The sequence below is a fragment of the Corynebacterium sp. KPL1824 genome (genome assembly GCF_000478095.1).
GTDB lineage: Bacteria > Actinomycetota > Actinomycetes > Mycobacteriales > Mycobacteriaceae > Corynebacterium > Corynebacterium accolens.
Map to the genome: position 1 here is coordinate 376016 of NZ_KI515750.1, position 25104 is coordinate 401119.

Genomic DNA, 25104 nt, shown 5'->3' on the forward strand with positions numbered 1-25104 from the left:
CGCTTTCTTTTACTTGTCTTTCGGTTTTCCAAATGTGCGGTGTTTTATTCCGCACCCTAGCAACGAAGGCCCTGCCAACACCTTGTTTCCAAGGACCACGTCAGCTGCCGGGCCGCCACACCCTTAACGCAGGATGCAACAACTTCGTCGCGCGTAGTCAATGCCTCCGTGAGGGTTAACTCCCAGCGGACACACTGCTATGAAAGACAATAATCCCAGCCAGCTAGATTTTCCAAACCGAACAAGCACTTTTCCACAAGTTTCTTTGGACGTTTCGCCTCGATTGTCACTCGGGTTTCTTCCACCCCACCGCTGCCAGTTTATCCACAGCCAGCCCACGCTTCGCAGGACATTATTTGCCCTGGCGCTACACACTGTGCCCCATGAACCTTTTTCCACGACCACGCAATAATGCCGCTTGCAGATGCCCCCTTATCCCCACCCTCGCCACCACCCTCACTGGTGCGCTCGTGCTACTGTGCGCGGCACCCGCTGCCGCATACGTCGATCCCGCCTCGGGTAAACCGCGCCCGGTTCGGGTGCTGCGCGGCTTTGATAAGCCCGAGCATAAGTGGAGCGCTGGCCACCGCGGCGTCGATATGGACCTAAGAATTGGCGGCCGCGTCGTCGCCGCCGAATCCGGCACCGTCGCTTTTGTCGGCACCGTCGCTGGAACCCCGGTCATTTCGATAGACCATGCAGATGGCATTCGTACCACGTATCAACCCGTGCACGCGAGCGTCACCCAAGGCCAAGAAGTGCGCGAGGGCCAAACCATAGGAAAACTCGGCCACCCAGTAGACGGCACACCAGGACTGCATTGGGGCGCGCGGATTGCCAAGGACAGCTACATTGACCCATTAAGCCTGCTGGATATGCCGGTTATCCGCCTCAAGCCTTTATAAGAATCACTCAGGCCCGCGGGTGGGCCTGGGAATAGACCTGCTTTAGCCGTTTTGCGGAAACATGCGTATAGATTTGCGTGGTACTCAAAGACGAGTGTCCCAATAACTCTTGGACCACGCGCAGGTCCGCGCCGCCTTCTAAAAGATGTGTAGCCGCAAGGTGTCGCACCCCGTGCGGCGTTAGGCCGCTTGTGCCGGTAACCGTGGCGGCTTTGTCTACGATGCGCCGCACCTGGCGCTGGTCAATGCGCGCTCCCCTGCTGCCTACAAAGATGGCCTGGGTTTCTCCCCGCGCCATTTCTTTGCGCCCGCCGTCTATCCACTGCTGCAGGGCATCGGTTGCGGCGGCACCAAAGGGCACGACCCGTTGCTTATTTCCCTTACCGGTTACACGTGCGGTGGACCGCTTAAAGTCCACGTCTTCTAGATCGAGGCGGACCAATTCCGCCACGCGCATTCCGGTGGCATAAAGGAGCTCCAAAATGGCACTATCGCGCTGAAAATGTGCTTCATCGACAGAAACGGCGTTGCCCACAAGTTCGCCCGCCTGCTGCGGTGCCATGACTGTTGGGAGATGCTGGCCCACCTTCGGTGTTACCAATCGTGCCGCAACATCGCGGGTGAGGTAGCCTTCCCTTTCCGCCCAGGTAGAAAAGGCTTTCACTGAGGCAGTCCTGCGCGCCAGCGTTGCGCGCGCCTTTCCTTCTGCGACCGCGTTGCCCAGCCACTGCCGCAGGTTATTGAGGTTAAAGTCCTCAAAGGTATCGATGTCTTGAGCCAGGTTTTTTAAGTCCGCGCGGTAGCCACGCACCGTGGCCTCCGCACGGCCCTTGACGCAGAGTTGGAAGTCCGCAAAGTCCTCGATGGCCTCGTCCATTTGCCCGACCGGGCCACGACTTTCTGCGGCCTTCCGTTTATCACTCATACCCCACGAGTTTACTTGCTTTTCAGCCCATCTCTAAGCGAACCCAGTTATTCCCCTCCCGCACGATCACACACATTTTCTCTAGGGCAAGCAATAAGTGGATAGTAAGGGGCAGGCGGAATCCCGCGTCCCGCGCAATATCTTCAGCAGTAGCCGGAGGGCTGCCCGGCGGCGGGGTCGCATCAAAGACCCGCAGCTCATTCCGCGATAGTCGCTGCGTTAAAGACGCCGCAAAATTCATTTCATACTGCGCCTCCGGATCAACCGTCCCGGCGCGGCCCACCAGGGCGCGGACTTCGTCAGCACTGGCGACCATCTGGGCTCGTCCATCCTGGATGCGCTGGTGGCACCCGAGCGAACCGCTCGTCGTAATTGGTCCCGGCACGGCCATGGCAACGCGCCCCAAGGCTTCTGCCCAGTTGAGGGTATTAAGCGCGCCCGAGCGATATGCCGCTTCCATGACCACGATTCCTTGGCTTAGCGCAGCAACAAGGCGGTTGCGAATGAGGAAGCGATGCCGCTTGGGTGCTGTCTCGGGAGCGAATTCGGAGACGATGCAGCCATTATCGGCTATCTGGTCAAAGAGTCCACCATTGCGGGCCGGGTAATTCTTGTCGATTCCGCACGCGGCGACCGCGATGGTGCGCCCCGCATTGTGCAAGGCGGTCTCATGCGCCACGGTATCTACTCCCAAAGCCCCGCCGGAGACGATAGTCCACTGATGGTTCACTAGGCCTGAGACCACACTTTGGGTTGCCTGCCACCCGTAGCGCGAAATGGCGCGCGTGCCCACGATTCCCACGGCCTGCCCTACCTCGGGTTTAAGCGCTGAGCCGCGTACCCACAAGCTATGCGGCGGTACTGCTTGCTCATCGAATGTGGCCGGCGCGTCCGCGCCATTCTGGTAAAAACCAAAGGCAGAAGAAAACGCCTCGGCTGGCCACTCGGGGCTATCGGCAGTGATCAATCGCGCCCCCACGCGCTCTGCGGCGGCGAGGTCTTCTTTTTGCCGCACCCAATCAAACCGTGAGGCGGTGCGCGCTAAGAGAGACCCGATCCAATCGGCTCGGTGATAAATCCCGTGGGCAATCTCTTCGGCCGAATGATGTTCCAGCAAGGCCTGCAAGGAGGCGGACGGGCCTTCCACCACGCGATTGAGATATACCCATGTGGCAAGTGGAGTCGATAAATCAAGATCGCTCATGCCGAAATCCTCCCTACCGTTTGGCTCGAACGAAGGTCGAGGGCTTGACCCACTTCCGCAAGATCGGGTGTGGAACTGCCGTGCAAGTCGGCCAAGGTCCACGACACGCGCAGGACGCGGTCGATGCCGCGCTGCGAAATCTCGCCCTCGGCAAGGTAGGCAGACAACATGATCATCGCGGACTCAGATGCGGGGCGGTGCCGGCGCAAATAGGACGAGGGCACGGCGCCGTTGACGCGGGCGGGAATGCCGTCGGCCGCCCAGCGCGCCCGGGCACGGTCGCGGGCTGCGGCGACCCGCTCGGCAATGGCGGCAGAGGATTCTTCGCCCTCAGCATTGATGGTGGCTGACTGTCCGGAGAGGGTGACCACCATGTCCAAGCGGTCGCGCAACGGCCCGGAGAGATTCGATAGATAATGAAGCCGGTCATGCGGATTGCACGTGCATTGAGAGGGATCCTCGGCGGCGCACCGACAGGGGTTAGCGGCCATAATCAGTTGGAATCGCGCCGGGTAGTCAATCTCCTGCTGCGCGCGTGCCAGGCGTACATGACCTTCTTCTAAAGGCGCGCGCATGCCGTCGAGGACTGGGGCGCTTACCTCGCTGACCTCATCGAGGAAGAGCACCCCATTATGGGCCAGGCTCACCGCCCCTGGGCGAGGATGGCCGCTTCCACCACCAAGGAGCGCCGCACGGGTAACCGAAGAGTGCGGGGCGATGAAGGGCGCGTGGGAGACCACTTCACCGGGGGTCCCCGTGAGCGAGTGGACCGCGGTGGTTTCTACCATCTGGTCTGGGCTTAGCGCCGGAAGAATGCTGGGCAGGCGCGAGGCGATCATGGATTTTCCCGAGCCTGGTGGGCCAATCATCAACAGGTGGTGCCCACCGGCGGCAGCGACTTCCGCCGCCCACTTGGCATGGTGTTGTCCGGCTATATCGCAGAAATCTAGCCGCTCCTGTGCGGGCGCCGGTGCGGGTTGATCAGAGCAGCACTCGGCCGCGCGGGGCAGGTCGCGCTCTCCAAGCGCCCACGCAAAGGCATCAAAGAGCGTGGCTGCAACCAGCACATTCAAATCGGGAACGAGGGTGGCCTCGGCCGCATTTCCTGGCGGAATAACCAGCGTAGAAATGCCCTCCTCGCGGGCGGCGAGAAGCGCAGGGATAATGCCGGGTACTGCTCTAACCGTGCCGTCCAGGCCCAGTTCCCCGAGCACCAGAGTTTCTTCAAGGACCCGGTTGGGTGACTGCACGGAGCGCGCGTAGTCAGCGCCGTGCTGTTCTACGTGGGCGGCGAGAATCGCAAGGGCCATGGGCAAATCAAAGTGGGAACCTGATTTTGGGAGCGAGGCCGGCGACATGGAGACGATGACCTTGGTTTTCGGCCATGGCAGGCGGGAATTCGCGGCGGCGGTCTTGATGCGGTCGCGGGATTCAGATATCGCGGTATCCGCATGCCCCACCACATGGATTCCGGGCAGGCCATGCCCTACGTTGGCTTCGACGTTGATGACGCGGGCGAGCACGCCGTGTAGGGAGACTGCTAGGCATTTACCGAGAGCCATCGTCGACCCCCGTAAAGTGCTCTAATTCAAAACCCTCGCCATTGACCACGAGAGCAATGACATCGAAGCGTACGGTAGCCAGCGGCTTGCCGTCTAGCCACTGGACGGCGGCCCTGCGCATGCGGGCAAGCTTGTGTGGGGTCACCGCCTCGGCTGTGCCAAAGCTCGCGGTAGAGCGGGTTTTTACCTCTACGAAGACGATCGTGCCATCGGGCTCGCGGGCAATAAGGTCGATTTCTCCCACTCGGTAGGAGACGTTGGCGGCGATGATATCGGATCCGCGCTCGCGGAGGTAGCGCGCGGCGAATGATTCTCCCCGCTTTCCCAGTTCTTGCCTGTGCCGGGGGTGCTTCGTAGCGAGGTGTTTATCGGATGCAAATTGCATGTGCGGCGTCCTTTTCTTTCGTGCTGTTTGTGCTGCACGCACAGAACACCGCAGGATGCGGGCCGGATACAAGCCCGAAAACCAGAAAACCGCCGCGGATGTGAATAACTTCGGCATCACGAAGAGTTATCCACAGCTGCGGCGGTATGAAGCGGGCGCCGGGTTGACAGGCGCCCAGTGCCCTAGTCCGGCATGATGAAATCCGGCTTGTCCAGTTCCTCGATATTGACGTCCTTGTAGGTAATGACGCGGACGTAGCGCACGAATCGGGCGGAACGGTACATATCCCACACCCAGGCATCGGACATGCGCACCTCGTAGTACACATCGGGCCCGGCGGTATGGGGAATCAGTTCTACGGCATTGGCCAGGTAGAAACGTCGTTCGGTTTCTACGACATAAGAAAACTGGCTGACGACATCGCGATATTCGCGGTAAAGGGACAGCTCTACCTCTGCCTCGTAGTTTTCGAGTTCCTCTGCACTCACTGTGGACCTCCAAAATATGGGATAGCTCGCCCTAGCTTAGCGCGCAGAAACCACAATTTTCGCTAGGCACGCGCAGTGAATTGGGCATGCGCGCGCTGCACATTGCTGTAGCTCATGCGGTGTTCTGGACTCGCCCCCAAAGCGGCAATCGCGGCCTCGTGCGCCTTGGTTCCATAGCCCTTATGCCCAGCCAATCCATAACCCGGAAAGCGCTCGTCTAGATCCCGCATGAGGCGATCTCGGCTTACCTTGGCCAGCACGCTCGCCGCCGCAATGCACCGCGCCGCCGCGTCCCCACCAACGATGGGCAGGTGGGGTTGGGTGAGGCCGGGGATAAAGAGGGCATCGGAAAGCACATAGCCTGGGCGCTGTTCCAGGCGCGCTACTGCCCGGCGCATGCCTGAGGTATTGGCGTGTTGGATGCCACGCTTGTCGATGTCCCCCGCACCAATATGCACCACTGACCAGTCCACAGCCTTGTCTTTGATGATGGGAAAGAGTTTTTCGCGCTGGCGGGGCGTGAGCTTTTTGGAATCGGTTAAGGTATCCAATTCGCCCACGATGCGCTCGGGCAGGATGCAGGCGGCGATGGTGATGGGGCCACAGCACGCACCGCGGCCGGCTTCATCCACCCCAGCGACGGGGCCGAGCCCCGCCCGGGCCAGCGCCACCTCAAAGGTGCGCTGCTGCTTAAGCCGCCGCATCCTGGATATCCGGATCGTCGATGCCACCAAAGCGCGATACGGGCAGGACCACGGCTTCTACCTTGCCGCGCACGTTGTCCACCGGCACGGTGCCTTGCAGGTGATCGCCGATATGCGCGCGGGAATCCAGGGAATTGGTGCGGTTATCCCCCATGACCCACATATTGCCTTCTGGGACGGTCACGGGACCGAAGTATTGGCCGCCGCAGGCCTGCGAGCCGGAGCCGGGATCAACCGGGATCTCGGGCGGATCCAACGTGAAGCTCTGGTCTATCGGTGCACCATCCACCATCACCGCGGAATCGCCCTCCTCACACTTGACCGTCTGACCCTCGGTGGCGATAACGCGCTTGACCAGGATATTTTCCCCATTGGGCAAAAGCCCCACCGACGCCAAGGCGTTTTGGGCACCGCGCACCAGCACATTATCGGAGCGCTGCACCTCAAATTCCGTATTCCAAGACTCAGGGCCTTCAAATACCACGACATCGCCTGGGTCCGGGTCGTGGAAGTAATAGCTCATCTTCTGCACCGCAATGCGGTCATTATCGCAGCCAGTACAGCCATGCAGCGTGGGCTCCATCGACGCGGAGGGAATGACATACATCCGGCCAACGAATGCCTGCAATAAGACTAGGAGCACGAAGCCGCCTATGACCGGCGCAAGGAAATCGCGGGTGCGCAGGCGCTGTTGCTGTGGTTTAGCTTTGGATGTCTGGGTCATCGACCCCACCAATGCGGTTGAATGGCCAGAATACGAACTGCACCTTTCCGCGCACGTTATCTACTGGGATCGTGCCGTGGAAGTTATCGCCCATGTGGTAGCGCGAATCGGCAGATGCGGTGCGGTTATCTCCCATGACCCAGATATTATCCTCAGGCACCTTCACCGGGCCGAAATACGGGCCACCGCAGGCTTCCGATCCAGTCGATTCATCCACCGGGTAGGTCGGCGGATCCTGCACGTAATCCTGCTTGATGGGCTTGCCATCCACCATGACGGCGGGATCGCCTTCTTGGCAGGACACCGTCTGCCCGCCGGTGGCGATAACGCGTTTGACCAGGGTATTTTCATCTGGCGGTGCTAAGGAGATAAAGCTCAGCGCATCCTGAATGCCGTGAATGACAGCATTTGATGAGCGCGGGGAGACGTAACTCCCGTTCCAGTCGTCGGTGCCCTTAAAGACCACGACATCGCCTGGCTCTGGCCCCTTATCGCCGTAGTAAGAGACCTTTTCTGTAAAGATGCGGTCATTCGTGCATCCCTCACAGCCATGCAGCGTCGGCTCCATGGATCCTGAGGGAATCACGTATTGGCGGCCGATGAAGTTTTGGAATAGCCCCACGACCACCAGCACGGAGACGACGACTACGAGAGTCTCCAGCCACCACGGCATTTGTTTTTTCTCCGTGGTCGCTTCCTCCGCGGCCGCTTCTTTGCCCTGCGAGATGCTTTCGTTATTCACCCGTCAGATCCTAGCAACTGCGTGCCCGCGATCTGGATTGGCTCCCGTGACTGCGGGGCGATTCACAGGAAATCGAAATGATTCGAGGAGTGCACAATAAAAATCTCCCTCCCTTTCTAGCACTGTGCATGCAGGAAAGGAAGGGAGATAGGCGCTGCCCAGGGCGGGCGCTAGAACTAGCGACGCTCCTTGATGCGAGCCTTCTTGCCGCGCAGATCGCGCAGGTAGTACAGCTTCGCACGGCGAACGCGGCCGCGGCGGGAGACCTTGATGGACTCGAGGTTCGGGGAGTGAACCGGGAAGGTACGCTCTACGCCGATACCGAAGGAAACCTTACGCACGGTGAAGGTCTCGCGGATACCGGAGCCCTGGCGGCGGATGCAGATGCCCTTGAAGAGCTGTGCACGCTCGTTGTTACCCTCAATAACCTTGACGTTGACGTCAAGGTTATCGCCGGGGCGGAAGGACGGGATGTCGTCGCGCAGCTGCGCTGCATCGACCTTGTCGATAATGTTGGTCATGCCAATATTCCTTTTCAGTTTGGGACAGAGGACCCTGGCGGCCGGAGGCCTGACCGGTTCGTGCCCGTTACATAGAACGATGGATTATCTTTCCATAGGAACCGGCCAATTCCAAATTCCTCTACTTCGCGGATTTACTACCCTACCTGGGGCGAGCCGGGCGCGCAGCACGCCTTAGGCAGGCATGGGCGAGCGGAGGATGGAGTGGTGCTCATCGAGGATCTTTGCCGTGCCCAGGTATCGCGCCCGGAAGACCAAGTACGACGCCACCACGGCACCCACCGTGATACTAAAGAGGATAATGATGCTGCTCCAGAAGGTGCCATCATGAATGCCGTCGGTAGCGCGGGTAAACGCGTCCTTGGCGTAGGACATCGGGTGGAAAGGGTGCAACAGGCTGAGCGCGCGCGGAATCGCCAGGACCGGCCAGACCCCGCCAAAGACCATCACGCCCAGGGCGAACGCGCCGGCTGCAAAGATCGAACCGATCTTGCGCCCGAAGGTAATCAGGAAGAACTGGTAGGTCGCCGCACCCACGGCGGAAATCGCGGCGAGCACGAGCGCGATCATGGACCAGCTTGCCGGCTGCCACCCCAGGGTGGAAGACATCAGGGCCATAAACACCAGTATAAGGAAGTTCAGGCCGGTCAACGCGGCAAAGGCACCGAATACGCTGCGGGCCGGGCTGGTGGCGCGGGCTCCCCGGCGCGCCATGTAGTACGGCAGCGTCATCGCCAAGAGCAGCATGACGAGGAAGCCGAATACGAGCACGAAGAGCATGGAGGCGCCGCCGGTAATATTCTTTTCGGTCGGGTCCGCTGGGTTGACCACCGTCTGCACGGGATGGACATTGGATGCGGTGAAGTTAATGGGAACCGCTATATTTTGTGCGGAATCCTCTGGGCGGGAAATGGTAGGGGCCTTGGCGGCGCCTTCGGCAAGCTTCGTAGATAGCTCGCCAGAGCCTTCCTTGAGGCGGTCCAAGCCGCCCTTGAGCTCGGCTCCGCCTTCAGCCAGGCGGCCGGTGCCCTCCTTGAGCGCGCCCGTGCCATCGTGGAGGCGGGAGGCACCGTCCTGCAGGCGGGTCGCACCATCCTGCAACTGCGAGGTACCGTCGCTAAGCCTGCCAACTCCGCCGCGCAGCTCCTTGATGCCATCGGACAGGCGGTGTGCACCGCCGTTCAGTGTGGTCAGCCCGCCGAGGTATTCCGATTGCGGGTCGGACAGGTTGTAGTGCAGCTGCCCGGTGCCTGCGGAAAGCTTCTCCAGCTGTCCCACCATATTTCCACTAGAGGCGGGATCGAGCCTGGATACCAACGAGTAGAGCTGATCCGCTTGCTGGGTCATACCGAGCCCGCGCAAGATATCTACCAGCTGGGTAAGGCCAGGTACCACGGCTTGGGCTTGCTTCAGCACGGGGATGAGCATGCCGGTGAGTTGATTGACCCCGGCATCGATCTGGCCCACACCATCGGCAAGGCGGCCGGTACCGGCAAGGAGCTTATCGGAGCCATCGGCAAGCCGGGAGGCACCGTCATCGAGGCGCGCCGCGCCATCACTCAGTTTGCCTGCACCATCATTCAACCGCCCGACGCCGTCATTGAGCCGCGTCGTTCCGTTGAGGAGCTCGGCTGTGCCGTTATTGAGCGTGCCCGCACCGTTGTCGAGCTTGTTGATGCCCTCAACCGCGCGCCCGCCGCCCTCTTGCAGCTTTCCAGCGCCCTCATCGAGGCGCCCCGCGCCGTCCGCGGCATTGCCCAGGCCGTCGCTCAGCTTAGTAAGCCCCTCAATAACCTGGTCGGCGTACTTTTTGGAAATGGCGTTTTCCACGCTCGTTTGTACCTGCGGAATAAGGCTGGAGGAAATCACCGAGCCATTCGTGCCGTAATAGTCATTCGTAGCGAAGTTGATCTCCGGTTTTTCGGGCTTATCGCTGATGATGGTCACGGCCTGCTCAGAAAAGTTCTTCGGGATAGTCACCACCATCAAGTACTTGCCCTTGACCAGACCCTCATCACCTTCTTCCTTATTGACCTCAGAGAATTTGAGGTAATCGGTCTCTAGCAGGCCCTCGACCACTTGGTCGCCATAGTTGGTGTGCTTGCCCTGCTTGTCCACGCCGGCGTCTTCATTGACCACTGCGAGGTCAATATTGCGCATGTACTTGGATGGATCCCACATGGCCCACATCATGGTTCCGGCCACGATGATGGGCGCAACGAGGAAGAATACGATAAGCACCCGCGACAAAGCGCTGCGTGGGCGCCAGTCCAGGAGGCGGTGCCAGCCCAGCACTCCCCGGCCCTTATGTTCCTCGCCGCTTATCGAGGCCATCGCTGCGGTGTCCTCGGCACCGTGACCGCTATCGGCCGCACGACTCATAGTTGTCTCCTTATGGCAGTAGTTCAGCGTCCCCCTTGCCCCCATCTGCCCAGGAGCACCTCGCTGAAGCAGGAGAAGAAGGACGCCATTTACTTAGTTTTGCCAAACTTACCATTATTGGATGCGGGAGTCCGCATCGATTGTAATGTGGCGGTCATATTTTTCGGGTCGTCCGCGGTTGGCGGGGATATTTTCCCCACCGCGGCCTCAAGCAGCGGCCCACCCTGCGGTGCTGGTAGGCCGCTGCACAGAGAAGCTAGAAGCCGGCCTTCTTCAGGGCATCGGCCATGGTCCCCTTGGCTGCCGGGCGCCCGCGGGAGCCTCCACGATCGGAGTTGCGTCCGCCCTTCTTCCCCGCTGCGCGCGAAGGCTTTTGACCGCCGCGCTTGCCGGATCCGCGCTGCGAGTCGCCGCCACGGCGCTTCGGCGCGGGCTGGCCCGGCTCATCATCCAGCCGCAGCGATAGGCCGATGCGCTGGCGATCGACGTCGACCTCCATCACCTTGACCTTGACCACCTGGCCGGAGCGCACGACCTCATGGGGATCAGAAACAAACTGATGGCTCATTGCAGAGACATGGACGAGTCCGTCTTGGTGCACGCCGATATCCACAAACGCGCCGAAGGCCGCGACGTTGGTGACCGTGCCCTCCAGCACCATGCCTGGGGTAAGGTCAGAGACCTTATGCACGCCTTCTTTAAAGGTGGCGGTCTTAAACTCAGGGCGCGGATCGCGGCCGGGCTTATCCAGCTCGGCGATGATATCGCTCACAGTTGGGATACCGAAGGTTTCATCGGCGAAATTGGCGGGATCCAGCTTGTCCAGCACGCGGGTATTGCCAATGAGCTCGCCGATGCCCAGCCCCGTCTGCTCCGCTATCCGCGTCACGATGGGATAGGCCTCCGGGTGAACCGCGGACGCATCGAGCGGGTCCGCTCCCCCATTAATGCGCAGGAAGCCGGCGGACTGTTCAAAGGCCTTCGGCCCCAGGCGCGGCACCTTCTTCAGCTCCTTGCGGGTGGCAAAAGAGCCGTTGTCATTGCGGTAGGCCACGATATTGGCGGCAATGGTGGGGTTAATACCCGCCACGCGCTCCAATAGCGGCGCCGAGGCCGTATTGAGATCAACGCCAACGCCATTGACGGTGCTTTCCACCACGCCATCCAGCGTGCGCGCCAGCGACGTCTGGTTCACATCGTGCTGATACTGGCCCACGCCGATGGCCTTAGGATCGATCTTCACCAGCTCTGCCAGCGGATCCTGCAGGCGCCGGGCGATGGAGACCGCCCCCCGCAGCGAGACGTCCATATCGGGAAATTCCTCCGCCGCCAACTGCGATGCGGAGTAGACCGATGCCCCGGATTCGGAGACCACGACGGGCGTCGGACGCTGGCCGCCAGCCTGCTTGAGCAGGTCAGCAATCTCGTGTGCAAGTTTTTCCGTTTCCCTAGACGCAGTGCCATTGCCGATGGCCATAAGGTCAACCGAGTGCCGCGCGCACAGCGTGGACAGGGTCTGCACCGCCTGCGACCACTGGTTTTGCGGCTGGTGAGGATCGACAATGGTGGTATCGAGCACCTTGCCCGTTTTATCCACCACGGCACACTTGGTGCCGTTGCGGTAGCCCGGATCGAGGCCGATCGTCGCGCGCTGGCCCGCAGGGGCAGCAAGCAGCACGTCGCGCAGGTTCGTGGCAAAGACCTTGAGGGCGCCTTCTTCTGCTACTTCTTTCAAGCGCATGCGCACATCCAGGCTGGAGGAAACATACAATTTGGTGCGCCATCCCCAGTGCACAGCGTTATCCAGCCACGCGGAGCTGCGATCCAGACCGAAGCGATCCGCAATGAGGTCCTCGTAGTCGGCATCGTCACCGGCATCCAGGTGCAGCTGCAGCACTCCCTCGTTCTCCCCGCGCAGGAGCGCCAGAATGCGGTGGGAAGGAAGCGAAGAAAAAGGCTCGTTGAAGTCGAAGTAATCCTTGAACTTCGCGCCCTCGGCTTCCTTCCCCTCTACCACCTGCGCCTGCATGGCACCCTGGTTAAACATGCGCTCGCGCACGCCACCGACCAAGTCTGCATCGAGTGCGAAGCGATCAATGAGGATGGAGCGCGCACCCTCGAGCGCCTTCTTGGTATCGGGAAAACCTTCCGTGAGATAGTCCTGCGCCAGTTCCTCCGGCTGGGCCTGCGGCTGCGCGATCAATGTATCGGTCAGCTCTTCCAAGCCGGCTTCGCGCGCGATATCCGCCTTTGTCTTTCGCCGCTTTTTATACGGCAGGTACAAATCCTCAAGCCGCGCCTTGGTATCGCAGGCAAGGATCTGGCCGCGCAGGTCATCGCTAAGCTTGCCCTGCTCATCAATGGCGGCAAGGACCGTCTCTTTGCGCTCTTCTAGCTCGCGCAGGTAGGTGGCCCGCTCTTCGATGGTGCGCAGTTGCGCGTCATCCAAACCACCCGTGACCTCCTTGCGATAGCGCGCAATGAAAGGCACGGTATTTCCCTCCGCAAGGAGTTTCAGCGCCGTCGAAACCTGGGTGTCTTGAGCGCCGATCTCCGCCGCGATGGTAGCCGCAATATTCACGTAGATTCCTCACACTTCTATTTCAAAGCTTGGTACGGGACCCACCCAATCTACCGCATGCCTTGTCCACCGCCCCGGCCTGCCACCGCCGGACACACAAAAATCCTCTCCCTCCCGCACGCTACAAGCAGGAAGAAGAGGAGTAAAAGACGCCCCGATTTAGTGGATGACTACCTCGGCCCGATCGCCGCCGGTGCAGCTTACCCGCGAGGAGCTGCCGGAGCAGTACATCGTATAGGTACCACCGGTAGTAGGAGAATAAACGCTCAAGGTGGCATCCGTTCCGCCGCCGGCCACCCAGTTATTCATGAAGGTGTTGTAGACGTTTTTGGCAAAGGCCTCTGAGGTTTTGCTCGTGGCCGCGTAATAGCTCGTGTAATCGCCCCACGAGTGCCCATTGCCACTGCTTGCAGCCGCCTGTGCTGGTGCGGGCGCGGGAGCCTGTTCGGTCTTGGTCACGGTAGCTTCACTGCCAGACTTCCCGTCGTCCTTGGCATCGACCTTGGTGGAGTCAACCTTTTGCTGGAATTGGCTTTCCTGCGCGGTGGCGCTGGACTTATTGCCATTTCCCTGCACGAAAAAGAATGCGGCAGCAGCAACGGCCAATAGCGCCACAACTCCCAAAATGATCGCCGCAATCATGGCCCCATTCCCGCCGCGACTCTGTTGCGGCTGAGAATACGCAGGGTACTGGTTGTACTGCGGCTGTTGGTTGTATCCGCCAAAGTCATTTCCATTGGGAGAAGTCATGCGAGAGAATCCTTGGAGAGCAAGTAAAAAATGCGAGTAAATGCTGCACTTACAGTAGCACTACCCAGCATCGATACACGTTTTTCTAGAGAGCTTTTCTTAAATTTCTTCGGAGGGTTCTGCGCTCCATACCGGCTCGGCCGACCACGCGAATTCGGTATGGCCGATTTCCGTGCTCCCCAACCACGCCGCGGTGGGCGGTAGGCACTCAGCAACCACCGGCGCGACGGAAGGCAGGGCTGCTGTGGTATCGCCATTGACGATGACCCGCCACAGCGGCGTTCCTTCCGCCGCGGTTCCATTGCTGAAGGCATATTCTTGAGCCAATGGGCTATCTTTCGGCGCCGATGGGGCAACCACGGTGGCAAAAATATTTACCGGCGTAAAACCTGCATCGCGTAATTTCTGCGGCATATCTTCCTGGCATCCTTCCCATTCTTCCTGGGTCATCAGCACAGAAAGATCCACGCTGACCTGCACTACTGTGGCTCTCCTTCAGATTCACGCTCGCGCACGTGCGCTAGATATGCCTTGTCCGCCTTGCTCAATTCCACGTGTTCCAATAACTCGGGGCGGCGCTGCCAGGTGCGCTCTAATGCTTGTTCCCTGCGCCACCTATCTACCAGCCCATGGTTTCCAGACGTCAAAACCTCCGGCACCGCAAGCCCGCGCCACTCCCGCGGCTTGGTATAGCTCGGTCCCTCTAACAGGCCATCAGAAAAGGAATCCTCCTCATGCGAGCGCTTATTGCCCAATACCCCGGGGATAAGGCGGACGACGGCTTCTGCAATCACCAATACGGCGACCTCCCCGCCAATGAGCACATAATCCCCGATGGATACCTCCCGAACGCGGTAGCGCTTCTTTGCATCTTCAACCACGCGCTGGTCGATGCCCTCGTAACGCCCACAGGCAAAAACAATATGCTCCTCGGTAGACCATGCCCGCGCATCCGCCTGGGTAAAAGGCGCGCCAGCCGGGGTGGGAACCAAGAGCAGCGGGAGATCGCTATCTTCACTGTTGCTCTCTCGCTCCTCGTGCGCCACTTCGGGGCCATACGCCTGAGCTTCGACGCCCTCTAATTCATCGTGGCGCGGGCGGTTGAGGTGCGGCAGGGAGGAGTCGAGTGTGGGAGCGGTGGTCCCGAGTGCGACATCGTCAAGCGCAGGGCCCCATACCTCAGGCTTCATAACCATTCCTGGGCCGCCGCCAAAGGGCGAGTCATCGACCGATTTATGCGCATCCGTGGCCCACTGGCGCAGATCGTGCACGCCCACCTCGAGGCGGCCCTGCTCGATGGCCTTGCCCAAAAGGGCATGGCGCAGCGGCTGCAGGTATTCCGGAAAGATGGTCACCACATCGAGCCTCATAGATCCAACAACCCTTCTGGGGGTTGGATGGTGCACGTGCCGGCTTCCACATCGACCTCGGGGACGATGGCATGGACAAAGGGAACCAAGGCGGAGCTGCCCGAAGCCAGCTCAACCTCCAAGAGGTCTTGGCTAGGCCCGTGCACGACGGAAACCACAGCTCCGATATCTTCCCCGTCGCGGATAACGCGCAAACCTTCGAGCTCATGATCATAAAAGCCCTCGTCATCATCTTCTAACGGGGCGGCGAAAAATTGGGTGCCGCGCAGGCTATCCGCTTGGGTGCGATCGGCAATTTCCTTGCACGTCACCAAAAGCCTGCCCTTGTGGCTGCGCACCGCAGAGATGGTCAACTCGTGTTCCTTGCGGCCCTGCCTTCCCTGCAGTTTTTCTCCCACTGCAAAGCGCACCTCAGGCTCATCGGTGGTGGGTTCTACCACCACTTCTCCCTTGATACCGTGCGACTTAATGACGCGCCCAATCATCAATTCCATGGCGCAAAGTTTACCGCATGCACCCCGTTGCCTTTATCTCCTGCCGCGTTCCCCACAATCCCGCCGCCAAGGATTAGGCTTGTGGCATGAACGACTCACCCAACCCTGCTTCCGAGCCACGCGGTGCACATCAGGAGGCACCGCACTCGCCCTTGATTGACCTTGACCTCGTAGCCTTGGCGCCTGCCACCGATCCTGAGCGCAAGCGCCCTGGGGTCAAGCGGGTCTTGAACGGTGAGCGCGCCAACCTCATCCTTTTTAGCTTCGCACCGGGGCAAACCTTGCCGGACCACAAAGCCGCCCACCCGATTACCGTGCAGGCCATACGCGGCGAGGTGAAGTTCACCTGCGGGGAGAAAACGGTCACCCTATCCCCGGGTAATATGGTGCACTTGCCGGCTTATACAGTACATAGCGTTGCCGCGCCCCAACCGGATGTTAATTTGGATTCGCCCGCACAACAGGCGGACGCGCAGCCTGCACTGATGCTTTTAACGATGCTTACGGGCTAATTGAAATACACACACGGTTAGGACAGATTTTGGATACAACGCAGTCTCATAACAAGCCTTATCACCACGGCAACCTCCACGACGAGCTGCTGCGCATCGCCGTGCAATTAGGCAAAGAAAAAGGTCCTGAGGCTATTACCATCCGCGCCGTCACCCGCGCGGCAGGAGTGTCCCCTACGTCCGCTTACCGGCACTTTAAGGACCAGGAAGAGCTACACGATAAGGTGGCCGAACTCGCCACCGATGAGCTCGTGCGCCGCCTGCACCGCACCACCAATGAAGCTGGTGACCTTGCCTTCCCCGATCACCTCGTGCAGATAGGTTTTGCCTACCTCGACTTCGCCCTGGATGAAACGAATTTCTTCCGCTGCATGCTGGAGTGGAAGGCGCTGCGCTTTATGCTCGGCGTGGACCCGTCAACCCCCGATGATCCAAAAAGCGAACACCTGAACCTGATTCAGCGCTACTTCGATCTCTTGGCGCGCCATGCGCAGGCCCTAGGCCAAACGCCCAAGAAAGAATACTTCCTGCACAATAGCTTGCTGTCCTGGTCCGCCGTCCACGGGTTTACCGTGCTTGCCATTGACGGCCCCCTGTCCAAGCTGCCGCGGGAAGAAATCTATAAGCTTTTCAAGCCCGTCGTCGCAGGCAGCCTGCGCGGAATGGACTTTGAAGATCCGGACGATGTATATGGCAATTACCCCCAGTTGCGCCCACACGATGGGGAGCATTAGGCACTAGCCTGCGGCGGCCGCGCGCTGGCCAAGCGCGCAAAGTCCCCCACTCGCCACCGTATGTCAATGCAACGATGGCAGGTGGGGGATGAAGTTTATGCAAGCGCCCTCTTATTGGTAGAGGGCGCTAGAAACCCGAGCAGATTACTCTGCGGACTCCTCAGAAGCTTCTGCTTCAGCGTCTGCTTCGCCGGCAGCAGCAGCGGCAGCCTCAGCTGCAGCAGCCTCTTCAGCTTCCTTCTTCTTCTTTGCTTCTTCCTTGGCCTTCTTCTTTTCGGTGATGGCCTCGATGGTTGGGCCGTTATTAGCCTCAGCCAATGCCTCGTTGAAGAGGTCCAGCTTGGACTTCTTCTCCTCAGCAACCTTCAGGGTGCCCTCTGCGCCCGGCAGGCCCTTGTGCTTCTGCCAGTCACCGGTGACCTTCAGCAGTGCCAAGACCGGCTCGGTGGGCTGTGCACCAACGGACAACCAGTGCTGTGCGCGCTCGGAGTCGATCTTGATGAGGGAAGGCTCTTCCTTCGGGTGGTAGATGCCGATGTTCTCGATGACCTTGCCGCTGCGGCGGGTACGAGCATCAGCGATAACTACGCGGTATTCAGCGGCGCGGATCTTACCTACGCGCTGCAGTTTAATTTTGACAGCCATGATGGCTCCTTTTCTAGTCACTGGGCAGTTCAGACACGCGCCTTTTAGCGCGCCGGTTCAACCCTTGGATTTTATCTGCGCGTGACGTACCGGCCGACCGTAGACGGGAACGGTGTTACGCAGAATGAAACGTCTCATTATCAGCAGCAATTCGCACCGCTGCGATAACCTGAACCATTTTAGCGTGTGCAGGCAGTATTTTAAAATCTCCGCTTCCCTACGCTTAGCCTGGGCTCGTTATGCTTCCGAGACCTTTAAAGAGTACCCTTATGAGCCGAATGCAATCCTTTGACCCTGAAGGCTTAAAAGTACGCCGCGTTTGTGCCTCCCACGGACAAGCGCACGAAATGACGTTTTATGACAACAGATTCCCCACGCAACTTTCGATATCGCTATGACCTCGACGGTCTGCGCGGTATCGCAATTGGCCTCGTAGTTATCTACCACGTCTTTGTCGGTCGTGTCTCTGGCGGCGTGGATGTCTTCTTACTGCTTTCCGGTTACTTCTTCTTAGGCTCCCAGCTGCGCTATGCCGGCAAGCCCAACGCATCTTTGAACCCCTGGTGGCCAATCTGGCGCACGTTGCGCCGCTTGGTGCCAAGCCTCGTTTTGGTCATCGGTGTGACGTATATCTTGGTGCGCCTTTTCACCCCGCAGCTCATGCGCACTGAATTTACCCAGCAAATCACGGCAACCATGCTGTACTACCAGAACTGGGAGCTGGCCCGCCAAAACGCCGACTACACCGCGGCCGCCGCCGATACTTCCCCGCTGCAGCATATGTGGTCGATGTCCGTGCAGGGCCAGTTTTACCTGATGGGCATTGCTTTCGCCCTCATTCTGGCCGCGATAATGAAACTGCGCCCGCAGGAGTCCTCGTTGCGCACCAGCCGCTTCCCCACGGTCAACCAGATTGCCGGTCCCATTCTCATCGTGGTGACCATCGCTTCCTTTGCCTATGCCTCGCGCCATGGGCTGCACGGAACGCCGGAGAACTACTACTCCACGTGGTCGCGCGCCTGGGAGCTGACCCTCGGCGCGGTACTTGCTATTTACGGCTCCGCCTGGAAGATTCCGGCCCGTTTTTATGACCTATTTACCGGCCTCGGCCTTTTCATGTTGGTCTTTACCGGCGCCATCATCGCAGAGACCACCGCCTATCCAGGTCCGCTATCGCTGTTGCCTCTGGGCGGCGCCGTGCTCATCATCTTGGGCGGTGGCGGCAAGATCTCCAAGGCCATGGCTTCTGGAAAGGCGCGTTGGCTAGGCGATGTCGCCTATCCGCTATACCTCTGGCACTGGCCGCTGCTCATTTTGTCCACCTCGTACTTGGGTCAGCAAACCCCGCCGTGGTGGCTGGGCATCATTATCATTGCCATCTCCCTGCTGCTTGCCGATGCCACGCACCGCTTCATCGAGCGCCCCTTGCGCCAGCACCGCAAGCGCCCCTTGGCAGAGGACCTTCCAGCCCACAAGGCTCTCTCCGGCCTATCCACCCGTGCTGGGGCCGGTCGGGCCATCGGCGGTGTCGTGGTCGCCAGCTGTGTCACCGCACTGCTTCTCATTCAGCCGCTGTGGCTGCGCACGCTGAATATCGCCGATGCGGAGATTCTCAACCCCAAGCAATATCCGGGCGCCACCACGTTCATTAATGACATCACCCCACCAGATGGCGTAGAGATCAAACCTGATCCCATCGTGGCCGGGGGCATCCAGCCGCCGGTCGCCGCAAACTGGTGCTTTGTTCCCGATAGCCAGCCCGCCGATTTCTTCTTTGAAACGCGCAGGGACGGCAAGACGCCGTGCATTTTCGGCGATACCAATTCCGAAAAAGAAGTCTATTTGGTGGGAGGATCCCACGCGGAGCAATACTCCTCTGCCCTCGACCACTTGGGCCGCGAGATGGGCTTCAAGCTGGTCCCCCTCCTGCGCCAAGGCTGCCCCATCGAGCTTGGCGATGACGTCACGGTCAGCCCCGAGTGCGCCGAGTGGGGCGAGCTGGTCATGGACCGCATTGCCGAGGCCCACCCAGCGCTGGTTATCTCCAATACCACCCGCCCGCAAAACGAATATGGGCATGGCCCCGATGCGGTCCCCGCCGGCTACCAAGCCTTCTGGGATGAGCTGTCCAAGCGCGATATCCCCTTCCTGGGCTTCCGCGATAACCCGTGGGGATTCGATGAAGACGGGGAGCCGCGCGAATTCGATGAGTGCTATGTAGCCAACGAGGATGCTGTGGGCTGTGGCATGCGATTCGAGCAGGTCTATCAACCTTATGATCCAGGCGCTGTAGTCCTATCGCAGTACGAGAACATGCTGTCCCTCGATACCGCGCCGTGGTTCTGCGATGCTAACGGCGATTGCCCGGTGGTCATTGGCAACACCATGGTCTACCGCGATATGCACCACATCACCAATGCCTTCGCGGATTCCGCGATACCGATGATCCGAGAAGCCCTTACGCCCTTCTTGAACGGCGAAAAGGTCCAGCAAGAGGCACCGGAAATCTCCCCCGAAGAGGCGGAGGCAGCACTAGAGGAATCGCCGGCTGCCCCCACCACCGGTGGCACGCGGCGCGCCAACCCAGTGCCGTATCCCAATACCCCGGAAAACGATCCGGTGTAAACGCTCCCGCGCGATGGCACGCACAAAGGTGGCCCATTACCTGCGAAGTAATGGGCCACCTTTTATTTATGACTCTGCGCGGCTACTTTTTGCCCTTGCCAAAGTTGAGGTTATCGAGGTCGATATTCTCCATGCCTTTCGGCATCTTGGGCATGCCGGGGATCTTTCCACCGCCGAGGCCACCGGCACCGCCGGCGCCGCCCATTTGCTGCTGCAGCTGCTGTAGCTCTTCCATCGACGGCATCCCGCCGCCCATGCCCGGCATACCGCCCGGCATCTTGGGGCCGCGGTTGCCACCGCCGCCCTTGCCCTTCTTGCGCTTGCCGTTTTTGCCCTTGCGGCCCTTGGGCTTCTTCTTGGTGGCAGAGCGACCGCCACCGCCCATGCCAAATTGCCCGGCCATCTTGGACATCATCTTCTTGGCCTGGTTGAAGCGCTCGATGAGCTGGTTGACCTCGGACACGCTCACACCGGAACCATTGGCGATGCGCTTGCGGCGCGACGCGTTCAGAATCTTTGGGTTCTCGCGTTCTTCTGGGGTCATACCGCGGATGATCGCCTGGATGCGGTCCAGCTGCTTTTCATCCACCATGGCGGCCATCTCATTCATCTGCTTGCCGCCAGGCATCATCTTCAGCAGGTTGCCAATCGGACCCATCTTGCGGATCATCAGCATCTGATCAAGGAAATCATTCAGCGTGAGCTCGCCGGAGCCCAGCTTGGAGGCTGCTTCCTCGGCCTTCTGGTGGTCCAAGGTGGCTTCCGCCTGCTCAATCAGGGAGAGCAGGTCACCCATGCCCAGGATGCGGCTGGACATGCGCTCTGGGTGGAAGACATCGAAATCATCGAGCTTCTCGCCGGTAGAGGCATACAAAATTGGTTTGCCGGTGACCTCACGAATGGACAGCGCTGCACCACCGCGGGCGTCACCATCCAGCTTCGTGAGAACCACGCCGGTAAAGTCCACGCCATCGCGGAAGGCCTCCGCCGTTTGCACGGCGTCTTGACCAATCATGGAATCGATGACGAAGAGAACTTCATCTGGGTTGACGGCATCGCGGATATTGCGCGCCTGCGTCATCAAGGTTTCATCAATACCCAAGCGGCCGGCGGTATCGATGATGACCACATCGTGCTGCTTCTGCTTTGCCTCAGCAATACCGCGCTTGGCGACGTCCACCGGGTCCCCGTGCGAGGTACCCATCTCGTGGTCATTGGAATCCAGGGAGGTGCCTGGATCTGGGGCGAAGGTCGGGACCTCCGCGCGCTCGCCGACGATCTGCAGCTGCTGCACAGCGCCTGGGCGCTGCAAGTCACAGGCCACGAGCATGGGGGTGTGCCCCTGCTTCGTGAGGTGCTTGGCCAATTTACCGGCCAGGGTGGTTTTACCAGCACCCTGCAGACCGGCCAGCATGATGACGGTCGGAGGATTCTTGGCCAGGTTCAACCGGCGGGTTTCGCCGCCAAGGATCTCAATGAGTTCCTCATTGACGATCTTGACCACCTGTTGGGCGGGGTTGAGCGCCTCAGAGACTTCCGCGCCGCGGGCGCGTTCCTTGATGCGCTTGATAAACCCGCGCACCACCGTCAGAGAAACGTCAGCTTCCAGCAATGCCAAACGAATCTCACGAGTCGTGGCGTTGATATCCGCCTCAGTTAATTTGCCCTTGCCGCGCAGGCCCGCCAGGGCTGACTGTAGGCGGTCTGATAGTGAGTCAAACACTACGGATGCGCTCCCTTAAATTAGATCGATCTAAAGTTCAATTATCCAATCTTAGTCCCTAGCCAGGGCCCTGGTCACATTCCCCACCACCTGGGCGCGAGAAACCGAAGCGCCAAAGAAAACGTGCACAATCATCGTGGCGCCCAAAATCTCATGGCGCAGCCACATAAACTCCGGCAATGACTCCACCAAATAACCCAATGCACCTATTCTCTCCACGGTGCGAATCTCTAAGATTCCGCCTACGTTAAAGGCTGCCGTCGTGGGCTCACCTGCGATATCGGGAAGCTCTGTGTACGTACGCGAATTATAGGACTGGATAAACCTATCCGGTTCCGCGGCCTCTGTGAGCGTCTTTTGCACGGTACGGATGACAAATTCCGCCTGATAGTCACCAGCATCACCGCGCACGAAATTGGCCCGCACGATGGTCCACCCCAAGGCGGAAATCAGCGCAAAAATGCGCTTAAACTCTGCCTTATTGGCACCAGACCACGTCACTGTGACCACTTCCTCTTGCCAATCGACCGCCAGGCCTACCCCGTAATCGTCCTGGGGAACGCGAACTAAAGGGTGGGTGACTATGCGAGGCTTATTCGCTTCCAAAGCGCGGGCCACGATAAGGCCCTGCGCCTGCGCGGTGCGGGCGGACCAGACCCCAGGGCCCGTCGATAAGGCATCCGCCTTGGACAAGGTCGCAAGCAGCGAAATGGTCAATTGGTCATAATGGCAGACGTTTAATAGGGCATCGCGCGCGGCATCCGAGCGCGGATCCATCGTCGCCGCCAATCGCGCCAGGCTCGTATGCTCTGCCACCACGGTTTGCACGCGGGAGATATCTGCAAGGTTAAACCGCATGCGCGCGGCCTGCCGCGCCACCATCTCTGCTCCTACTTGCTCGTGCGGGCGGTCATGGCCCTTTCCCAAATCGTGATACAACGCAGCCAAGAGGAGGAGATCTGGGCGGGCCACCGATGTGCGCACCTCGGCGCAGCGCGTCACGGTGGCAACCAAGTGATAATCCACGGAATGCATGTGGCTGCGTTCCCTGGGCAATAATCCGCGCACATGGCCCCATTCGGGGACTAAACGCTCCCACAGCCCATAGCGATCCAACTCCGCAATCACCCGTGGGGTATGGGCCGGCGAGGACAAGATGGCGAAAAAGTCATCCACGGCCGCCCGCGGCCACCGCTGCGGTGGGGGCGGTAATTCCTGCAGCGCTCGCCACGTCGCTAGCGATACGGAATAGCCCGTGCGCGCCGCGGCCGCCGCAACGCGGGTCAATAACCATGGATCTTCACAATTGGGTGTGCGGGCCAGGGAGATAACGGCGCCATCGGCCACGACGTCCACGTCGAGGGGACGTCGCACGCGGTCTCGCCCCTGCGCCGGACCAGCGCTGCGGCTACCCAAAACGCCGCGGGCTGTGGCCAAGCTACGCTCTACTGCCTCATCGACCGCAGAGGCAGCAGTAACCAACGCCGCGGTGAGCTCATAGCGGCTGCTAAAGCCCAATTCATCAGCAACATCTGCGGCAAAGTCCGGATCCAAAATATCGCGGTGGCGGCGAGCCTTGACGTGCAGCAGGGTCCGGGCATCGAGTAGCAGCCGCCGCTCTTCCTCCAGCGCGGGCAGATCACATAGGTTGCCCAGGGCTAAAGCGCGCAGGAGCTGAATATCGCGCAATCCCCCACGCCCGTTTTTTAAGTCTGGGTTGGTCATGGTGGCGACGGCGCCGGAGCGGTTCCACCGGGCGATGGCGATATCGACGAAGCTATCAAAGCCCCGCTGCAGCTGCCGCCGCCACGCGTGCAGGAGGCGCTGACGGGCGTCATCGACAAGCGGCTTATCGCCTGCGATATACGTCAGATCCAATTGAGCGAAGCCAGCCGAGGCATCCTGCAGGGCAATCTCCGCGCACTCCTGCGGGGTACGCAGGGCAAAGTCCAACCGATACTTGGCATCCCACACCGGGTACCACAAGTTTTCTACCTGGCTGGGGTCTGGCTCGTGGTCCTCCGGGAAAATCAGGATGACATCAATATCGGAATAGGGAGTCATCTCCTGCCGGGCCACAGAGCCGGTTGCTGCTAGCGCCGTGTGCGGCGGCAGGTCCAAACCCTGGAGTATGCGCACCGCCGCGGCATAAGCCTCGCTGCGAAGAGCGGATGCTGCCACCATGTGTGCTTAAAGGGCGGTCTCGCCGCGCTCCCCGGTGCGGATGCGGATGACGTCTTCTACCGGGGTAATCCAAATCTTGCCATCGCCAATCTTGCCGGTATAAGCGGCATCCACGATGGCATCAATGAGGTCTTCCACCTGGTCATCAGCGGTCAAAACCTCCAGCTTCACCTTGGGCACAAAGTCCGTGGCGTACTCGGCGCCGCGGTAGACCTCGCTGTGCCCGCTCTGCTGCCCAAAGCCCTGGCTTTCGGTCACGGTAAGGCCGTGGACATCCTGCTGTTTTAATGCCTCCCGGATATCCGGCAGAGTAAACGGCTTCACAATGGCGGTAATAAGTTTCATTTAATTCTCCTGAAGAAAAGTAAAATTCAACGGCCAAACCTGGCGCGGATATGCTGCATTCCAGTCTAGCCCCGCCCAACTTCCGAATGTGCCCGAATTAAGGTGGCAATCGGCAAATTACGGCTGGCTCCCCGCTGCGCTAAGCACCGCGGCAGCGCAAAAGAAGCGCGGGCCGCACCCCTCCTTGGAGAAGGTACGCACCCGCGTTACTCATGAGGAAAGAATAACCCTAGATTTCGTCTTCATCTGCATAGACGGTCTGGATTTTCTCATTATTGTGTTTGGCGTGCTTGACGTCAGTAACCGCAACGCCATAGATGGAACGGCCCAGGTAGAACGAGCCCACCGAGCCGATAATCCACACGCCGAAGCAGGCGATGAGGCCTTTGATAAGAAGGCCCAAAGAAAAGCCATCTTGGCCAAAATCCACCACGAGCTTGGCGACGATAATAAGCGGCACCGCCAAACCCACGGTCGGGCCCATCAGGTTGGCACGGGTCAAGGCATCCGGCGCGCGCCACAAGGAGACCACGGTTGCCACCACGAGGATGGTGGCGACAATGAGCAAGATCGAAGCAATAATCTCGTAAACAGCCATG

24 protein-coding genes are annotated in these 25104 nt (G+C 59.9%); 4 read left to right on the top strand and 20 right to left on the bottom strand.

All coding sequences use genetic code 11. The annotated features are described in order from the left end of the window. Positions 1-383: 383 nt before the first annotated feature. Positions 384-905: a M23 family metallopeptidase gene (locus HMPREF1267_RS08085; RefSeq protein ID WP_023028917.1), complete on the top strand. Its 522-nt coding sequence runs from the start codon at positions 384-386 to the stop codon at positions 903-905. 7 nt (positions 906-912) lie between these two features. Here HMPREF1267_RS08085 and HMPREF1267_RS08090 read toward each other — a convergent pair whose 3' ends face one another. The 15 genes from HMPREF1267_RS08090 to rimM all read right to left on the bottom strand — a co-directional run bounded on the left by HMPREF1267_RS08090 (position 913) and on the right by rimM (position 15737). Further along, entirely contained in the window at positions 913-1830 is a 918-nt protein-coding gene (locus HMPREF1267_RS08090; protein ID WP_023028918.1) for a tyrosine recombinase XerC, read from the bottom strand. 22 nt (positions 1831-1852) lie between these two features. Beyond that, on the bottom strand, positions 1853-3034 hold the full coding sequence (gene dprA, locus HMPREF1267_RS08095) for a DNA-processing protein DprA (protein WP_023028919.1): 1182 nt from the start codon (positions 3032-3034) through the stop codon (positions 1853-1855). Beyond that, the gene (locus HMPREF1267_RS08100; protein ID WP_023028920.1) at positions 3031-4596 is read right to left on the bottom strand and encodes a YifB family Mg chelatase-like AAA ATPase; all 1566 of its coding nucleotides are present in this window, start codon (positions 4594-4596) and stop codon (positions 3031-3033) included. The genes dprA and HMPREF1267_RS08100 overlap by 4 nt, the downstream gene beginning before the upstream one ends. Then, positions 4583-4981 (bottom strand): YraN family protein, encoded by a 399-nt coding sequence (locus tag HMPREF1267_RS08105; protein ID WP_023017306.1) that lies wholly within the window; start codon positions 4979-4981, stop codon positions 4583-4585. The genes HMPREF1267_RS08100 and HMPREF1267_RS08105 overlap by 14 nt, the downstream gene beginning before the upstream one ends. 182 nt (positions 4982-5163) lie before the next feature. After that, positions 5164-5469: a DUF2469 domain-containing protein gene (locus HMPREF1267_RS08110; RefSeq protein ID WP_005278666.1), complete on the bottom strand. Its 306-nt coding sequence runs from the start codon at positions 5467-5469 to the stop codon at positions 5164-5166. Between the two features lie 62 nt (positions 5470-5531). After that, the gene (locus HMPREF1267_RS08115; protein WP_232215155.1) at positions 5532-6182 is read right to left on the bottom strand and encodes a ribonuclease HII; all 651 of its coding nucleotides are present in this window, start codon (positions 6180-6182) and stop codon (positions 5532-5534) included. Then, positions 6160-6897 carry a signal peptidase I gene (gene lepB, locus HMPREF1267_RS08120; protein ID WP_005283649.1) on the bottom strand — a complete coding sequence of 246 codons (738 nt, stop codon included), beginning with the start codon at positions 6895-6897 and terminating at the stop codon, positions 6160-6162. The genes HMPREF1267_RS08115 and lepB (HMPREF1267_RS08120) overlap by 23 nt, the downstream gene beginning before the upstream one ends. Beyond that, the gene (gene lepB, locus HMPREF1267_RS08125; RefSeq protein WP_239269541.1) at positions 6875-7570 is read right to left on the bottom strand and encodes a signal peptidase I; all 696 of its coding nucleotides are present in this window, start codon (positions 7568-7570) and stop codon (positions 6875-6877) included. Before lepB (HMPREF1267_RS08125) ends, lepB (HMPREF1267_RS08120) begins: the two co-directional genes overlap by 23 nt. A 245-nt stretch (positions 7571-7815) precedes the next feature. Continuing rightward, positions 7816-8160: a 50S ribosomal protein L19 gene (gene rplS, locus HMPREF1267_RS08130; protein ID WP_023028923.1), complete on the bottom strand. Its 345-nt coding sequence runs from the start codon at positions 8158-8160 to the stop codon at positions 7816-7818. Positions 8161-8334: 174 nt separating this feature from the next. Then, a complete protein-coding gene (locus tag HMPREF1267_RS08135) occupies positions 8335-10542 on the bottom strand; it encodes a YhgE/Pip domain-containing protein (protein ID WP_023028924.1) in 2208 nt (735 codons plus the stop codon). 256 nt (positions 10543-10798) lie between these two features. After that, the gene (locus HMPREF1267_RS08140; RefSeq protein WP_023028925.1) at positions 10799-13123 is read right to left on the bottom strand and encodes a Tex family protein; all 2325 of its coding nucleotides are present in this window, start codon (positions 13121-13123) and stop codon (positions 10799-10801) included. A 159-nt stretch (positions 13124-13282) separates the two neighbouring features. Beyond that, the gene (locus HMPREF1267_RS08145) at positions 13283-13873 is read right to left on the bottom strand and encodes a hypothetical protein (RefSeq protein WP_023017301.1); all 591 of its coding nucleotides are present in this window, start codon (positions 13871-13873) and stop codon (positions 13283-13285) included. A 99-nt stretch (positions 13874-13972) separates the two neighbouring features. After that, positions 13973-14353, bottom strand: coding sequence for a hypothetical protein (locus tag HMPREF1267_RS08150; protein ID WP_023028926.1), 381 nt, complete (start codon positions 14351-14353; stop codon positions 13973-13975). Continuing rightward, complete coding sequence (trmD, locus tag HMPREF1267_RS08155; protein ID WP_023028927.1) at positions 14353-15243, bottom strand: tRNA (guanosine(37)-N1)-methyltransferase TrmD; 891 nt, start codon at positions 15241-15243, stop codon at positions 14353-14355. The genes HMPREF1267_RS08150 and trmD overlap by 1 nt, the downstream gene beginning before the upstream one ends. After that, on the bottom strand, positions 15240-15737 hold the full coding sequence (rimM, locus tag HMPREF1267_RS08160; RefSeq protein ID WP_005283666.1) for a ribosome maturation factor RimM: 498 nt from the start codon (positions 15735-15737) through the stop codon (positions 15240-15242). The genes trmD and rimM overlap by 4 nt, the downstream gene beginning before the upstream one ends. Positions 15738-15823: 86 nt before the next feature. On the opposite strand from rimM, the gene HMPREF1267_RS08165 reads away from it, so the two are divergent. Then, positions 15824-16249: a cupin domain-containing protein gene (locus tag HMPREF1267_RS08165; protein WP_023028929.1), complete on the top strand. Its 426-nt coding sequence runs from the start codon at positions 15824-15826 to the stop codon at positions 16247-16249. Positions 16250-16278: 29 nt separating this feature from the next. Then, positions 16279-16983, top strand: a complete 705-nt coding sequence (locus HMPREF1267_RS08170; RefSeq protein WP_023028930.1) for a TetR/AcrR family transcriptional regulator — start codon at positions 16279-16281, stop codon at positions 16981-16983. Positions 16984-17127: 144 nt separating this feature from the next. On the opposite strand, the gene rpsP is transcribed toward HMPREF1267_RS08170, so the two are convergent. Then, positions 17128-17628 carry a 30S ribosomal protein S16 gene (gene rpsP / locus HMPREF1267_RS08175; RefSeq protein ID WP_005283672.1) on the bottom strand — a complete coding sequence of 167 codons (501 nt, stop codon included), beginning with the start codon at positions 17626-17628 and terminating at the stop codon, positions 17128-17130. A 357-nt stretch (positions 17629-17985) separates the two neighbouring features. Here rpsP and HMPREF1267_RS08180 point away from each other — a divergent pair, with 357 nt between their 5' ends. Continuing rightward, on the top strand, positions 17986-20253 hold the full coding sequence (locus HMPREF1267_RS08180; RefSeq protein ID WP_023017295.1) for an acyltransferase family protein: 2268 nt from the start codon (positions 17986-17988) through the stop codon (positions 20251-20253). Positions 20254-20335: 82 nt separating this feature from the next. Here HMPREF1267_RS08180 and ffh read toward each other — a convergent pair whose 3' ends face one another. The 4 genes from ffh to HMPREF1267_RS08200 form a co-directional block, all read right to left on the bottom strand. Next, positions 20336-21976 carry a signal recognition particle protein gene (gene ffh / locus HMPREF1267_RS08185; protein ID WP_005278622.1) on the bottom strand — a complete coding sequence of 547 codons (1641 nt, stop codon included), beginning with the start codon at positions 21974-21976 and terminating at the stop codon, positions 20336-20338. A 51-nt stretch (positions 21977-22027) separates the two neighbouring features. Beyond that, positions 22028-24160, bottom strand: a complete 2133-nt coding sequence (locus HMPREF1267_RS08190; protein ID WP_023028931.1) for a [protein-PII] uridylyltransferase — start codon at positions 24158-24160, stop codon at positions 22028-22030. A 6-nt stretch (positions 24161-24166) separates the two neighbouring features. Beyond that, positions 24167-24505: a P-II family nitrogen regulator gene (locus HMPREF1267_RS08195; protein ID WP_005278617.1), complete on the bottom strand. Its 339-nt coding sequence runs from the start codon at positions 24503-24505 to the stop codon at positions 24167-24169. 229 nt (positions 24506-24734) lie between these two features. Further along, positions 24735-25103, bottom strand: coding sequence for a Na+/H+ antiporter subunit G (locus HMPREF1267_RS08200; protein WP_005278614.1), 369 nt, complete (start codon positions 25101-25103; stop codon positions 24735-24737). Position 25104: the final 1 nt, after the last annotated feature.

What these genes read in the sequence shown, in the direction of transcription:
- HMPREF1267_RS08085 (WP_023028917.1), top strand. Translation starts at nt 384, where the DNA reads ATGAACCTTTTTCCACGACCACGCAATAATGCCGCTTGCAGATGCCCC.
- HMPREF1267_RS08090 (WP_023028918.1), bottom strand. Translation starts at nt 1,830, where the DNA reads ATGAGTGATAAACGGAAGGCCGCAGAAAGTCGTGGCCCGGTCGGGCAA.
- dprA (WP_023028919.1), bottom strand. Translation starts at nt 3,034, where the DNA reads ATGAGCGATCTTGATTTATCGACTCCACTTGCCACATGGGTATATCTC.
- HMPREF1267_RS08100 (WP_023028920.1), bottom strand. Translation starts at nt 4,596, where the DNA reads ATGGCTCTCGGTAAATGCCTAGCAGTCTCCCTACACGGCGTGCTCGCC.
- HMPREF1267_RS08105 (WP_023017306.1), bottom strand. Translation starts at nt 4,981, where the DNA reads ATGCAATTTGCATCCGATAAACACCTCGCTACGAAGCACCCCCGGCAC.
- lepB (WP_005283649.1), bottom strand. Translation starts at nt 6,897, where the DNA reads ATGACCCAGACATCCAAAGCTAAACCACAGCAACAGCGCCTGCGCACC.
- lepB (WP_239269541.1), bottom strand. Translation starts at nt 7,570, where the DNA reads ATGCCGTGGTGGCTGGAGACTCTCGTAGTCGTCGTCTCCGTGCTGGTG.
- rplS (WP_023028923.1), bottom strand. Translation starts at nt 8,160, where the DNA reads ATGACCAACATTATCGACAAGGTCGATGCAGCGCAGCTGCGCGACGAC.
- HMPREF1267_RS08135 (WP_023028924.1), bottom strand. Translation starts at nt 10,542, where the DNA reads ATGAGTCGTGCGGCCGATAGCGGTCACGGTGCCGAGGACACCGCAGCG.
- HMPREF1267_RS08145 (WP_023017301.1), bottom strand. Translation starts at nt 13,873, where the DNA reads ATGACTTCTCCCAATGGAAATGACTTTGGCGGATACAACCAACAGCCG.
- trmD (WP_023028927.1), bottom strand. Translation starts at nt 15,243, where the DNA reads ATGAGGCTCGATGTGGTGACCATCTTTCCGGAATACCTGCAGCCGCTG.
- rimM (WP_005283666.1), bottom strand. Translation starts at nt 15,737, where the DNA reads ATGGAATTGATGATTGGGCGCGTCATTAAGTCGCACGGTATCAAGGGA.
- HMPREF1267_RS08165 (WP_023028929.1), top strand. Translation starts at nt 15,824, where the DNA reads ATGAACGACTCACCCAACCCTGCTTCCGAGCCACGCGGTGCACATCAG.
- rpsP (WP_005283672.1), bottom strand. Translation starts at nt 17,628, where the DNA reads ATGGCTGTCAAAATTAAACTGCAGCGCGTAGGTAAGATCCGCGCCGCT.
- HMPREF1267_RS08180 (WP_023017295.1), top strand. Translation starts at nt 17,986, where the DNA reads ATGACAACAGATTCCCCACGCAACTTTCGATATCGCTATGACCTCGAC.
- HMPREF1267_RS08190 (WP_023028931.1), bottom strand. Translation starts at nt 24,160, where the DNA reads ATGGTGGCAGCATCCGCTCTTCGCAGCGAGGCTTATGCCGCGGCGGTG.
- HMPREF1267_RS08195 (WP_005278617.1), bottom strand. Translation starts at nt 24,505, where the DNA reads ATGAAACTTATTACCGCCATTGTGAAGCCGTTTACTCTGCCGGATATC.
- HMPREF1267_RS08200 (WP_005278614.1), bottom strand. Translation starts at nt 25,103, where the DNA reads ATGGCTGTTTACGAGATTATTGCTTCGATCTTGCTCATTGTCGCCACC.